Raw genomic sequence first — 12,826 nt, forward strand, 5'->3', positions numbered from 1 at the left:
TCAGAAACCGCGGGAAGGGGCCGGGCGTGGGGAACTTCTTGGCAGGCAAGGTCGTCGCCGTGACGGGGGCCGGGCGTGGCATCGGCCGGGCGGTCGCCCTGGCCGCGGCGGCCGAGGGCGCGCGCGTCGTCGTCAACGACTACGGCGTGTCCATCGACGGCGCCGCGCCCACCAGTTCGGTCGCCGACGAGGTGGTGAAGGAGATCCTCGCGTCCGGCGGCGAGGCCGTCGCCGTCGCCGACGACATCTCCACCATGGCCGGCGGGCAGCGGGTCGTCGACGTGGCGACCGAGACGTACGGGCGGATCGACGGAGTCGTGTGCGTCGCCGGGATCCTGCGCGAGCGGATGCTGTTCAACATGTCCGAGGAGGAGTGGGACCCCGTGATCGCCACGCACCTGAAGGGCACGTTCACCGTGTTCCGGGCGGCGTCGGCGGTGATGCGGAAGCAGGGGTCCGGCACGTTGATCGGGTTCACCAGCGGCAACCATCAGGGGTCCGTGTCGCAGGCCAACTACAGCGCGGCGAAGGGCGGGATCATCTCGCTCGTGCGCAGTGCCGCGCTGGGGCTGCACAAGTACGGGGTCACCGCCAACGCCGTCGCCCCCGTGGCGCGTACGCGGATGTCGGCGAACGTTCCCATGGAGCTGAAGGAGATCGGCGAGCCGGAGGACGTTGCCGCGCTGGTCGTGTACCTGCTGTCCGATCGTGCGCGCTCGGAGGGGATGGGCATCACCGGGCAGGTGTACACCGTGGCCGGGCCGAAGATCGCGGTGTGGGCGCAGCCGCGGGAGGTGCGGGCTGCGTACGCGCCGTCGTCCGGTTGGACACCGGAGCGGATCGCGGACTTCCTTCCGGGGACGGTGGGGGTGGATCCGATGCCGTTGCTTGAGCAGGTGGAGGCTATGGGGCGGGCTGCGGCGGAGAGGCGGGCTGGGGGTGGCGGAACGTGATCTGGCGGGGCGCCTGTCGCGGGGTGCGGTGTGGGTCGGGTCCGTGCCGGCTGCTGGCGTGGGCGCCGTTCGCGTGGGGGCCGGTGGGTGGGTCGGGTCCGTGCGTACGGCGACTGCGGGTGCGTGGGGGCTTGCGGCTGCCGCTTCACTGCGGGTGCGGGGGAGGCGGGGGCCGACGTAGCCGCGTCACTGCGGGCAGTCGTGCCATTAGAGGCGGCTGCCCACCCAGCAGCGGCGGGTGTGTGGCGCCAGGTGGCCGGCGAAGCCGCGTCACTGCGGGCGGGCGTGGAGCTAGGGGCGGCTGCCCACCCACGCTGCGGTGGTGCGTGTGGCGCCGGGTGGTCGGCGGAGCTGCGTTTCTGCGGGCAATCGTGCCGCTAGGGGCGGTACGGGTGGGCGCAGCGGCGCCTCGTAAGCGCCGAGTTGCGTGACCCAGCCCCGGCCGGTGCCCGCGCCGGGTGCGAAGGGAGCAAGGGGTGCCCGGGGTTTGCCCACCCACCCGGGGTGAGCGTTCAAACAAAGGGGTGAGAGGGGTTTGCCCACCCACCCCGGGGGCGGAGGCGAGACGTTGGGTGGAGGGTCGTGGAGGTGGTTGGCGTGGAGTTTGGGTTCGGGGTTGAGGATGAGGTGTTTCGGGGTGAGGTGCGGAGGTGGTTGGAGGAGCACGCCGGAGGGGGGCAGGACCGGCGGGGGTGGGAGCGGGAACTGGGGCGGGCCGGGTGGATAGGGCTCGGGTGGGAGGAGGAGGGGTACGGCAACCGCCGGTTGGATCTGACCCGGCAGGTGGTGTGGGCCGAGGAGTACGCCCGGGCGAAGGCCCCCGCCCGCTCGGGGCACATCGGCGAGAAGCTGCTGGCGCCCACGCTCCTCGCGCACGGAACCGCGGAGCAGAAGGCCCGGTTCCTGCCCCCGATCGCCCGCGGCGAGGAACTGTGGTGCCAGGGCTACAGCGAACCCGGCGCAGGCTCCGACCTGGCAGGCATACGCACCGCCGCGGTGAAGGACGGGGAGTCGTACCGGATCACCGGCCAGAAGATCTGGACCTCCCTCGCCCACGAAGCGGACTGGTGCTTCGTCCTGGCCCGCACCCGGCCGGACGCCCCCCGCCACCAGGGCCTTTCGTTCCTGCTCGTCCCGATGGACCAGCCCGGCCGCATCGAGGTGCGGCCCATCCGTCAGCTGACCGGCACGAGCGACTTCAACGAGGTGTTCTTCGACGGGGCGCAGGCGAGGGCCGAGCATGTCGTCGGGAGTGAGGGCGACGGGTGGCGCGTGGCCATGAGCCTGCTGGGCTTCGAGCGGGGGGTCTCGACCCTTGCCCAACAGGTCGGGTTCGCCGAGGAGTTGAGGGAAGTCGTTGAGGCAGCGGTTGCAACGGGGGCTGCCGATGACCCCGTCGTACGGGAGCGGCTGGTGCGGCTGTGGGCCGAGCTGCGCACCATGCGGTGGAACTCCCTGCGCACGCTGGGGAGTTCGGGCGCCGACAGGCCTGGCGCCCCGAGCGTCGCGAAGCTGCTGTGGGGCGGCTGGCACCGGCGGCTGGGCGAGCTGGCCGTGCAGGTGCGGGGCGCCGACGCGGCGGTGGGGCCCGCCGACTGGTCGGCTGCGGCGCCGTACGAACTCGACGCGTTCCAGCACCTGTTCCTCTTCAGCCGGGCCGACACGATCTACGGCGGCTCGGACGAGATCCAGCGCACGATCATCGCCGAGCGCGTGCTCGGCCTGCCTAAGGAACCCCGGGCATAGTCCGGGGAAGGAAAGGGAGCTGGCGCGATGCGAGGCGTGATCTTCGACGGGAAGCAGACCCAGGTCGTGGACGATCTGGAGATACGGGACCCCGGTCCCGGCGAGGTGCAGGTCGCCATCTCCGCGGCCGGGCTCTGCCACAGCGATCTGTCCGTGGTGGACGGGACCATACCTTTCCCCGTTCCTGTGGTGCTGGGCCATGAGGGTGCGGGGGTCGTGGAAGCGGTGGGTGTGGGTGTCACCCATGTCCGGCCGGGGGATCATGTCGCGCTGTCCACGCTCGCCAACTGCGGCGCGTGCGCCGAGTGCGACCGGGGGCGGCCGACGATGTGCCGCCAGGCGATCGGCAGGCCGCAGCAGCCGTTCTCCCGGGGCGGGCAGCCGCTGTACCAGTTCGCCGCCAACTCGGCTTTCGCCGAACGGACGTTGGTGAAGGCCGTGCAGGCGGTCCGCATTCCGAAGGACATTCCGCTGCCCTCCGCCGCGCTGATCGGCTGCGGTGTGCTGACGGGCGTCGGGGCCGTGCTGAACCGTGCGCGCGTCGACCGCGGAGACAGCGTGCTCGTCATCGGGACCGGCGGCATCGGGCTCAACGTCCTCCAGGGGGCACGGATCGCAGGCGCCCTGAAGATCGTCGCAGTGGACTCCAACCCCGCCAAGGAGGCCGTGGCGCGGCAGTTCGGCGCGACGGACTTCCTCACCTCGGTGGAGGGCGTGCGGGAGGTCCTGCCGCACGGCGCCGATCACGCCTTCGAGTGCGTGGGGCGCGTCGAGCTGATTCGTGAGGCGATCGATCTCCTCGACCGGCACGGTCAGGCCGTGCTGCTGGGTGTGCCGCCGTCGACCGCCGAGGCGTCCTTCCTCGTCTCGTCGCTCTTCCTGGACAAGTCGATCCTCGGCTGCCGCTACGGCGCCTCCCGCCCGCAGCGCGACATCGCCCTCTACGCCGACCTGTACCGCGCCGGGCGCCTCATGCTCGACGAACTGGTCACGGCGACGTACCCGGTCGAGGACTTCGACAAGGCGGCCCAGGACGCCCACGAAGGGCGGGTGGCTCGGGCCGTCCTGACCTTCTGAGTCATCAAGAGGGGACTCACGAGCGGTGGGTCAGGGCCCGGAACGTGCGGCGGTAAGCCGTCGGCGTCACCCCGAGCGCCGCCTGCAGGTGCTGCCGCATCGACTGGGCCGTGCCGAAGCCGGAGTCCCGGGCCACCTGGTCGATCGACAGGTCGCTGGACTCCAGCAGGTGCCGGGCCCTTTCGACGCGCTGCCCGGTGAGCCACTGGCCGGGGCTGACGCCCACCTCCTCGCGGAAGCGGCGCGTGAAGGTGCGTACCGACATGGACTCCTGGTCCGCCATGTCTCGCAGCTGGATCGGTTCGTGCAGACGGCCCAGTGCCCATGCGCGGGCGACGGTCGTGGTCGCCAACTGCGGCTCGGGCACCGGACGTTGGATGTACTGCGCCTGCCCGCCGTCGCGATGCGGGGGTACGACCGTGCGGCGCGCGACCTCGTTGGCGACGGCGGCCCCGTGGTCCCGGCGTACGAGATGCAGGCACAGGTCGAGACCGGCCGCGACACCGGCTGAGGTGAGGACGTCCCCGTCGTCGACGAACAGCACGTCGGCGTCGACCTTGATCTTCGGGAAGGTCTGCTGGAAGTGTTCGGCGTCGGCCCAGTGCGTGGCGGCCGGACGCCCGTCGAGGTAGCCGGCGGCCGCGAGGACGTAACCGCCGGTGCAGATGGCGACCAGCCGGCTGCCGGGGCGGATGTGGGCGAGGGCGGCGGCCAGTTCGCCGGTGAGGACGCCCTCCTCGAAGACCGGGCCGAGCTCGTACGACGCCGGGACGACGACCGTGTCGGCGCCGGCCAGCGCCTCCGGGCCGTTCTCGACCAGGATCGCGAAGTCGCCGTCCGTCTCGACGGGGCCCGGCGGCCGGATCGAGCAGGTGACCACCTCGTACAACAGCCGCCCCTCGGTGTCCTTGGCCCGCCCGAAGATGCGGTGCGGGATGCCCAGCTCGAACGGAAGCAGTCCGTCCAGGGCGAGGACGACGACCCGGTGCGGGCGGTACGCGCGCGTGGAGGTCGCGGACGGCGCGGAAGGCGGAGGCGTCATGGCCCGATTCTAACGAATGATGACCTTCGGGCCACTCGATCGGGCCGGACGCAGCCCGGAAGCTTTGTGTCGTGACCCAGACAACCGAAGCCGCCGACGCCGCGGGAGAAGCCACCGACCCGGCAGGGAACGGTGCCGATGTGGCCGCCGCGGCCGGTCAGGAGGCCGGCGCCGCTGCCCCGGGACGCGGCCGACGCCGTATCCATCGAGCGTGGTTCGTGGCCGCCGTCACCTTTGTGACGATCATCGGCGCGGCCGCCTTCCGTTCGCTGCCCGGGCTGTTCATCGACCCGCTGCACGAGGAGTTCCACTGGTCGCGCGGCACGATCGGCGCGGCGGTCTCCATCAACCTCGCGCTCTACGGGCTCACGGCGCCCTTCGCGGCCGCGCTGATGGACCGGTTCGGCATCCGGCGCGTGGTGGCGATCGCCTTGATGGTGATCGCGCTCGGCTCCGGCCTCACGGTGTGGATGACAGCGGCCTGGCAACTGCTGTTCTGCTGGGGGCTGCTGGTCGGCCTGGGCTCGGGCTCGATGGCGCTCGCCTTCGCGGCGACGGTCACCAACCGCTGGTTCACCGAGCGAAAGGGCCTGGTCACGGGCATCCTCACGGCGGGCTCGGCCTCCGGTCAGCTGATCTTCCTGCCGCTGCTGTCCTGGATGGTCACGGACCACGGCTGGCGGCCCGCCGCCGTGACGGTCGCCCTCGCCGCCCTCGCGGTCGTCCCCTTCGTCTGGCTGCTGCTGCGCGACCACCCGGCGGACGTGGGCCTCAAGCCGTACGGGGCGACGGAGTTCGTACCGAAGCCCGCACCCGTCCAGGGCGCCGCCCGCCGCGCGGTGACCGTCCTCTTCTCGGCCGTCCGCACCGGGCCCTTCTGGCTGCTGACCGGCACCTTCGCGATCTGCGGCGCCTCCACGAACGGCCTGGTCCAGACGCACTTCGTGCCCGCCGCCCACGACCACGGCATGCCCATCACGGCGGCCGCCTCGCTCCTTGCGGTCATCGGCGTCTTCGACGTCGTCGGAACCGTCGCCTCCGGCTGGTTCACCGACCGCTTCGAACCGCGCCGCCTGCTTGCCGTGTACTACTCGCTGCGCGGCATCTCGCTGCTCTTCCTGCCGCTTCTCCTGCAGTCGAGCGGGGCGAGCGTGCACCCCCCGATGATCTTCTTCATCGTCTTCTACGGCCTCGACTGGGTCGCCACGGTCCCGCCCACCCTGGCCCTGTGCCGCGAGCAGTACGGCGACGACAGCGCCATCGTCTTCGGCTGGGTCCTCGCCTCGCACCAGGTCGGCGCCGCCCTCGTCGCCTTCCTCGGCGGCGTCGCGCGGGACACCTTCGGCTCGTACAACGTGGTCTGGTACGGCGCGGGCGCGCTGTGCGCGGCGGCGGCACTGATGGCGCTGGTGATCCGGCGGAGGCCGACGGCTCTCAGCCCGGCGGCGGCTTAGAGGGCCGTCGGTCCGGCACGATCCTCGGCCCGGCAAGGGCTCGGGCGATCCTCGGTTCGGCAGGGGCTCGGGCGATCCTCGGTTCGGCAGGGGCTCGGACGATCCTCGGTCCGGCCGTGGCGGCCTCGCGGAGGTGGCTCAGGCGAAGCTCCCCTTGTGGAACAGCAGGGGCGCCACGTCGTCGTCGCCCGTGCCGAGCGCGTCCACCCGGCCCACCACGATCAGGTGGTCCCCGCCGGTGTGCACCGCGTGGATGGTGCAGTCGATCCACGCGGCGGCGCCCGCGAGACGCGGCGAACCGGAGGCGGGAGCCGGGTCGTGCGCGACCCCGGCGAACTTGTCCGAGCCGCTCACCGCGAAGCCGCGGCACAGCTCGCCCTGGTGGGCGCCGAGCACGTTCACGCAGAAGACGCCCGCCCGTGCTATCCGCGGCCAGGTCGTCGACGTACGGCCGACCATGAAGCAGACCAGCGGTGGTTCGAGGGAGAGGGAGGCGAAGGACTGGCAGGCGAAGCCCGCCGGACCGTCCGCGCCGGGCGCGGTGATCACCGTCACGCCGGTCGCGAAGTTCCCGAGGACGCGCCGGAATTCGGTCGGGTCCACCGGTGCCCGCTCGTCGTCGCCGACCGCCCGCAGGTCGGGGCGTGGCAACGGCTCCACGGGCCCCGCCGCGGTGGGGGTTCCGGCCGACCTGAGGTAGCGGACGGCGGCGGCCGCCATCCCTGCGTGTCCCATCACATCGCCCATTGAAGCTGACGCGTCGTCAGATTGGAACCCCTGTACAGGCCCCGCACAGCCTCGGCGTACGCTCCGCGCCATGGGGTGGGGAGAAGTCGCACGGGAGCCTGCGAGCATCCGTCCGGCCTGGCTGAACTGGCCGAAGGCCGAGCTGAACACGGCCGTGGCCGTCTGTGCGGCGCAGCTTCCGGCGGCCGTCGCGCTCTGGTGGCTCACCACGCTGGGCGGTGACGACTACGCCGTGGGGGCCACTGGCGCCCTCGCCGCCGCCGGGCTGCTGTGCACGCTCGTCCTCGGGCCGCCGGTCGCCGCCGTCCTGGGCCTGCTGCACGCGGTCGCCTGCACCATGCCCGCGACCACGCTCGCGGGTCTCGCGGCGCGACGCCTGCGGGGGCCCGAGTGGCTCTGGCAGCCGGCGGGGGTGGGAGTGCTCGGGGCGGTCTGGGGCGCGATCACGGCCGTACTCGGCGGCTGGTCGTTCCCTGTCACGGCCGGGCTGTTCGTGGCCTTCGGGGTGCTGCCCGCGCTCGGCGTCCGGCACGTCCGCCGATGGCAGCGGACGATGGGGCGGGCGCCGCGCGGCGGGTGGGCCTGGCTCCTGTGGCCGGTGCTCGCCTCCTTCGCCCTCGCGATGCTGGTCCTCGGCGGCGGGGTGGTCGCCACGGTCAGCGGGCTCATCGTGGAGTACGAGCCGCCGAAGCTGTCGGCTGCGCAGCTCAGCGGGGTCTGGCTGGGCGAGGACGGAGCCGTACTGCACCTGCACCGCGACGGGCGGGCCGACCTCACGGGCGTGCCGTACACCGCCGGCGGGGAGGACGGGCCCGACGCCAGGAGCTGCGGCGGGAGCGGCAGTTGGACGCGCGATCACGACGAGTTCTACGGGCGCGCCGGCGTCCTGCTCAGCGTCGACCGCTGCGGAGACGAGGCCTGGGCGATCGGCGGCACGGAGAACGACCCCGAACTGTTCGTCCTGATCGGCGATCCCGATTCGGGTGACGTGCGCATTCTGAAGCGGGGCTGACGCGCGGGCTCCGGCTTCTGCGTCGCGCAGGTCCTCGCCGAGGCCGGCGTCGACGGCTGGTTCAGCGCCCCTCGTAGCGTGGGCTCCGCCTCTCCACGAAGCTCGCGACGCCCTCGTTGGCGTCCGCCGTCGTCATGTTGATCTCCTGGGCGGCTGCCTCCGCGGCGAAGGCCGTGCCGCGGTCGGCGTCGAGGGAGGCGTTGACCAGCTGTTTGGTGAGGGCGAGGGCGCGGGTCGGGCCGGTGGCGAGGCGCTCGGCCCACTCGCGGGCCGTCTTCTCCAGGTCCTCGGCGGGGACGACGCGGTTGACGAGGCCGAGGCGTTCGGCGTCCACGGCGGTGAGCGCGTCACCGAAGAACATCAGCTCCTTGGCGCGCTGCGGTCCGACGAGGCGGGGCAGGAGATACGCGCCACCGCCGTCCGGGACCAGGCCGCGGCGCGCGAACACCTCGATGAACCTGGCCGGTTCGGCCGCCAGGACGAGGTCGCAGGCGAACGCGAGATGCGCGCCGATCCCGGCCGCCGTGCCGTTCACGGCGGCGATCACCGGCTTCTCGCAGTCGAGGACGGCGGCGATCAGGCGCTGGGCGCCGAGACGGATGGTCCGGGCGACGTCACCGGCGACACGGTCGCCGCTCGACTGGGCCCCCCGCAGGTCCGCGCCCGCGCAGAAACCCCGGCCCGTCGCCGTGATCACGACGGCCCGCACATCCGGGTCGGCGGACGCGGCCGCGAGCAGCGCGATCACGCGTTCCCGCTGGTCCCAGGTCAGGGCGTTCATCGCCTCGGGGCGGTTGAGCGTGATCCACGAGACGGCGTTGTCAGTGCCGTGCCGTATCAATGAGTCGAGGGACTTTTCGGGAGGAGCGGGGGATTCAGCTGGTTCAGGTGATTCCGGTGATTCCGGTGATTCCGGTGATTCGGGGGATTCAGGGGATTCACGAGGGGAGTCGGGCATGGGGGTGCTCCGTTTCCTACGGGGAGTGCTGGGCGTACTGGGTGCACTGGGCGTACTGAGTGTGTTGGGGCTGGTGGGTCTACGGGGGCTGGTGGTCCTCCGAGGGCGGGTGGTTCCAGGGCGATGGACGGATCTACGGGGACGGGTGGGCGTCCCGCGGCGCGCGCGGGGATCCTCAGCGGCACACCGCCATCGCGTCCAGCGCCACCGCGCCCTGCCCCCGGGGCAGCACCATCAGCGGGTTGATGTCCAGCTCCGCGATGTCGTCACCGAGTTCGAGGGCCATGCGCTGGACCCGCAGCACGACCTCGACCAGCGCGTCGATGTCGACGGGCGGGCCACCGCGGACCCCGTCCAGCAGGGCACGCCCGCGCAGTTCGCCCAGCATGGAGCGGGCCTGGTCCTCGCCGAAGGGCGGCACGCGGACGGCGGCATCCCGCAGCACCTCGACGAGGACGCCACCGAGCCCGACGGTCACGGTCGGCCCGAACAGCGCGTCGTGCGTGACGCCCACGACCATCTCGACGCCCCGCTCGACCATCTGGCACACCAGCACCCCGTCGAGCGAGATCCCCTCGTAGCGCGCGATGTCGGTCAGTTCGCGATAGGCGTCCCTGACCTGGCTCGCGGAGGTCAACTGGACCTTGACCAGGCCGAGTTCGGTCTTGTGGGCGATCTGCGCGCCGGAGGCCTTCATCACGACGGGGTAGCCGACGAGGCTCGCCGCGCGGACCGCCGCGGCCGCGCTGGTGACGAGCTGCTCGCGCGGCACCCGGATGCCATAGGTGCGCAGCAGCTGCTTCGCCGCGTGCTCGCTCAGCTGCTGCCCCGGACGCATCAGCGCCTGCGCCTTGCGGAAGGAGGGCGAGGTGGTGCGGGGCGCCTCGTCGAAGGGGGAGCGGTAGGAGGCGGTGAACCGGGCGTGGTTCAGGTGGGCGCGTACGGCCGTGATGCAGTTGGCGAACGTACGGAAGGTGGCGACGCGGGACGAGCCGAGCAGCGTCTCGCGGTACGCGGCCTCGGTGCCGACCGGCGACCCCCACACCACGCACACCAGCTTGTCCGTCTGCTCCGCCGCGTCCACCAGATCCTGGGCGAGCTTGTCGCTCATCGGCGGGAAGGGGCCGGTGATCGGGCAGATCAGGACCTCGACGGCCGGATCGTCGAGGAGTGCGTCGATGATCTTCCGGCCGCGCCAGTCGCCCACGGGGTGCCCGCCGTTGTCGACGGGGTTGGCGACGTTCAGGTATTCGGGTATCCACTGGTGGAGTTCCGTCTGCTTGGCCGCGGACAGGGCGGGCAGCGACAGGCCCGCTTCCGTCGCCAGGTCCGAGAAGTGCGCGCCGGTGCCGCCCGAGATCGAATAGACGACGACCCCGTCGGTGCGGGGCGGCCGGGCCCGCGCCAACAGGGCCGCGGTGTCCTGGAGTTCGTCGAGTCCGTCGACGCGGATCACGCCGTACTGCCGCATCGCCGCGTCGACGACCGTGTCGGCGCCGGTCAGCTTGCCGGTGTGTGAGGCGGCGGTCCGGGCGCCGGTGTCGGTGCGGCCGACCTTGACCGCGACGACGGGGACGCCGCGGCGGGCGGCCCGGTCGGCGGCGAGCAGAAAGGAGCGGCCGTCCTTGAGACCCTCGACGTAGCAGGCGATCGCGCCGACCTCGGGCTGCTCGGCGAAGTAGGAGATGAAGTCGGAGGTCTCCAGGTCGGCTTCGTTGCCCGTGGGCGCCCAGTGCGAGAGGCGCACGCCCAGCTCCTGCATCGCGAAGACCGGGCGCCCCTGATGCCCGGACTGGGTGATCAGCGCGATGGCCGGGCCGTCGAGGTCGTCCCGGAAGTTCTCGAAGGCGTTGAGGTTGGTGTTGGGCCCGAGCAGTCTGAGGCCCGAGCGGCGGACGGCGGCGGCGAGCCGCTCCTGCGCGGCGGCGCCCTCCGTCCCGGTCTCGGCGAACCCGGAGGCGAAGGCGACCGCGAACTTCACCTTGGCCTCGGCCAGTTCCTCGATGACGGGGAGCGGGTCGGCGACAAGGAGTACGGCCAAGTCCACCTGCTCAGGCAGGTCGGCCACGGAAGGGAGGCACGGTATGCCGAAGACGGACGGTCGCGTGGGGTGCACCGGGTGCAGCCGGGCGCCGACCCGCTCGGCCCAGGCGATCAACTGCCTGGTGATGCCGGTGTTCGGCCGCCCCTCGGCGTCCGAGGCGCCGATGACGGCCACGGACTCGGGACGGAAGAACCGGTCCAGATCGGGGACGGTGGCGTACAGCGGTCGTCCGCTGACGTCGAGGTCGTCCACCTCGGCCGGTCGGCCGTGCACGACCGGTGAGGGCTGCTCGCCGCAGGCGATGACCCGGGCCCGGCGGGAGTCGGTGGTGAGGGTGCCGTGGGTTGATCCAAGCATCGGTCCGCCCGCTCCTGTGTGACAGCCAATTAACTGACGCAGTGTCAGATTAAGGGAACTGACACCGTGTCAGGAACAGCTGTGCACGCAAAGACGTGCGGCGGGCACCTGGTTGGTACCCGCCGTGGGCGCGTGAGGAACTCGGGGGACGGCTGTCCGCGAACCAGACCCCGGGATTCAGCCAGTGGCCGTCAGTGCGAGGCCGAGGACTTCCGGGCCGCCCTGGCGTGCCGGGCCACCGCCTTGGCGATCTTCTCGGCGTCGAGGGCGAGTTCGCGGAACATTCCGCTGATGGGGTTGGTGAAGCCGGTGAAGTAGAGACCGGGCGCGTTCCTCGGGGAGCGGGCGCCGTGCACGACGGGGCGGCCCCGCCCGTCGAGCACGCCGAGGTGCCCGACGACGCCCTCCAGTGCGCGCTCGTAGCCGGTGGCGGCGATGACGGCTTCGGGGCCGATGCGGCTGCCGTCGGCGAGGACCACCTTGCCGTCCTCGAAGCCGTCGACGGCGGCCACGATCTCGACGCTGCCCTTGCGCACGGCATCGATGAGGCCGACGTCCTGCACCGGGATCGAGCCCTCGTTGACACGCGAGTAGAGGCCGGTCTCGGGGCGGGGCAGCCCCTGGGCCGCCAGGTCCGGGACACTGAGCTTCGCCATCGGCCCGGCGAGGCGGTCGACGAGCCGGACGGGCAGGCGCCGTACGAGGATGCCGGTGAACTGGGCGGCCCAGCCGGCCGTCGAGCGGCGCACGATGTGCGGCGCCGTGCGCACCGCGAGCCGCACGCGCGAGGCGCCGCCCTCGACGAGGTCGACGGCGATCTCGGCGCCGGTGTTGCCGATGCCGACGACAAGGACGTCGCGGCCGGCGTAGGGCTTCGCGTTGCGGTACTCGCCGGCGTGCAGCAGCTCGCCGGTGTAGGCGTCGCGGCCGGGCCAGTCGGGTACGTGCGGCGTGTGGTTGTAGCCGGTGGCGACGACCACCGCGCTGCCGGTCAGCTCGCGGCCGCCGGTGGCGTGCAGCAGCCAGCCGCTGCCGTCCGAGGCGGGCTCGATCCGTGAGACCTCGACGCCGGTGACGACGTCCAGCTCATGGTGCTCGGCGTACTTCTCCAGGTAACGCACCACGTTGTCGCGCGACACCCACCGCCCGAAGGAGCGCGGCATCGGCAGGCCGGGCAGTGCGGACAGCCGGCGCGTGGTGTGCAGATGGAGCCGGTCGTAGTGACGCCGCCAGGACGCCCCGACCCGGTCCGACTTCTCCAGGACGACCGCGCGTATGCCCTGCGCGCGCAGGGCGTGGGCCGCGGAGAGTCCGCCGGGGCCGCCGCCGATGACGTACACGGGGCGGTCTTCGTGGGACGGCACCGCGCGGTGTGTCGGGGAAGCAGTCGAGTCGGCCATGAGCGCGAGCGTAATCACGTCCTGACTTGATAGGTC

Annotated in this window: 10 protein-coding genes; 5 read left to right on the forward strand and 5 right to left on the reverse strand. The window is 72.2% G+C overall.

The features are described 5' to 3' along the window. Positions 1-26 precede the first annotated feature (26 nt). The 3 genes from ACN6LB_RS01290 (at position 27) to ACN6LB_RS01300 (ending at position 3,776) form a co-directional block, all read left to right on the forward strand. Positions 27-953, forward strand: coding sequence for an SDR family oxidoreductase (locus ACN6LB_RS01290; protein WP_445024167.1), 927 nt, complete (start codon positions 27-29; stop codon positions 951-953). Between the two features lie 597 nt (positions 954-1,550). Continuing rightward, complete coding sequence (locus ACN6LB_RS01295) at positions 1,551-2,699, forward strand: acyl-CoA dehydrogenase family protein (protein ID WP_445024168.1); 1,149 nt, start codon at positions 1,551-1,553, stop codon at positions 2,697-2,699. Positions 2,700-2,726: 27 nt separating this feature from the next. Further along, a complete protein-coding gene (locus ACN6LB_RS01300) occupies positions 2,727-3,776 on the forward strand; it encodes a Zn-dependent alcohol dehydrogenase (RefSeq protein WP_356144446.1) in 1,050 nt (349 codons plus the stop codon). Positions 3,777-3,792: 16 nt separating this feature from the next. On the opposite strand, the gene ACN6LB_RS01305 is transcribed toward ACN6LB_RS01300, so the two are convergent. Then, positions 3,793-4,818, reverse strand: coding sequence for a GlxA family transcriptional regulator (locus ACN6LB_RS01305; RefSeq protein ID WP_445024169.1), 1,026 nt, complete (start codon positions 4,816-4,818; stop codon positions 3,793-3,795). A 71-nt stretch (positions 4,819-4,889) separates the two neighbouring features. Between ACN6LB_RS01305 and ACN6LB_RS01310 the strand changes: the two genes are divergently transcribed. Further along, the gene (locus ACN6LB_RS01310) at positions 4,890-6,272 is read left to right on the forward strand and encodes an MFS transporter (RefSeq protein ID WP_445024170.1); all 1,383 of its coding nucleotides are present in this window, start codon (positions 4,890-4,892) and stop codon (positions 6,270-6,272) included. 138 nt (positions 6,273-6,410) lie between these two features. Here ACN6LB_RS01310 and ACN6LB_RS01315 read toward each other — a convergent pair whose 3' ends face one another. Continuing rightward, positions 6,411-7,007, reverse strand: a complete 597-nt coding sequence (locus tag ACN6LB_RS01315; RefSeq protein WP_445024171.1) for a flavin reductase family protein — start codon at positions 7,005-7,007, stop codon at positions 6,411-6,413. Between the two features lie 82 nt (positions 7,008-7,089). On the opposite strand from ACN6LB_RS01315, the gene ACN6LB_RS01320 reads away from it, so the two are divergent. Then, on the forward strand, positions 7,090-8,031 hold the full coding sequence (locus ACN6LB_RS01320) for a hypothetical protein (protein ID WP_445024172.1): 942 nt from the start codon (positions 7,090-7,092) through the stop codon (positions 8,029-8,031). Positions 8,032-8,092: 61 nt separating this feature from the next. Here the strand turns inward: ACN6LB_RS01320 and ACN6LB_RS01325 are convergent, their stop codons facing one another. The 3 genes from ACN6LB_RS01325 to ACN6LB_RS01335 form a co-directional block, all read right to left on the reverse strand. After that, positions 8,093-8,812, reverse strand: a complete 720-nt coding sequence (locus tag ACN6LB_RS01325) for an enoyl-CoA hydratase/isomerase family protein (RefSeq protein WP_445024199.1) — start codon at positions 8,810-8,812, stop codon at positions 8,093-8,095. 352 nt (positions 8,813-9,164) lie between these two features. Further along, positions 9,165-11,390, reverse strand: coding sequence for an acetate--CoA ligase family protein (locus ACN6LB_RS01330; RefSeq protein ID WP_445024173.1), 2,226 nt, complete (start codon positions 11,388-11,390; stop codon positions 9,165-9,167). Between the two features lie 191 nt (positions 11,391-11,581). Continuing rightward, positions 11,582-12,790: a flavin-containing monooxygenase gene (locus ACN6LB_RS01335; protein WP_356144434.1), complete on the reverse strand. Its 1,209-nt coding sequence runs from the start codon at positions 12,788-12,790 to the stop codon at positions 11,582-11,584. Positions 12,791-12,826 lie beyond the last annotated feature (36 nt).

The organism is Streptomyces sp. SAS_270 (genome assembly GCF_052543295.1).

What these genes read in the sequence shown, in the direction of transcription:
- ACN6LB_RS01315 (WP_445024171.1), bottom strand. Translation starts at nt 7,007, where the DNA reads ATGGGACACGCAGGGATGGCGGCCGCCGCCGTCCGCTACCTCAGGTCG.
- ACN6LB_RS01300 (WP_356144446.1), top strand. Translation starts at nt 2,727, where the DNA reads ATGCGAGGCGTGATCTTCGACGGGAAGCAGACCCAGGTCGTGGACGAT.
- ACN6LB_RS01305 (WP_445024169.1), bottom strand. Translation starts at nt 4,818, where the DNA reads ATGACGCCTCCGCCTTCCGCGCCGTCCGCGACCTCCACGCGCGCGTAC.
- ACN6LB_RS01335 (WP_356144434.1), bottom strand. Translation starts at nt 12,790, where the DNA reads ATGGCCGACTCGACTGCTTCCCCGACACACCGCGCGGTGCCGTCCCAC.
- ACN6LB_RS01330 (WP_445024173.1), bottom strand. Translation starts at nt 11,390, where the DNA reads ATGCTTGGATCAACCCACGGCACCCTCACCACCGACTCCCGCCGGGCC.
- ACN6LB_RS01320 (WP_445024172.1), top strand. Translation starts at nt 7,090, where the DNA reads ATGGGGTGGGGAGAAGTCGCACGGGAGCCTGCGAGCATCCGTCCGGCC.
- ACN6LB_RS01325 (WP_445024199.1), bottom strand. Translation starts at nt 8,812, where the DNA reads ATGAACGCCCTGACCTGGGACCAGCGGGAACGCGTGATCGCGCTGCTC.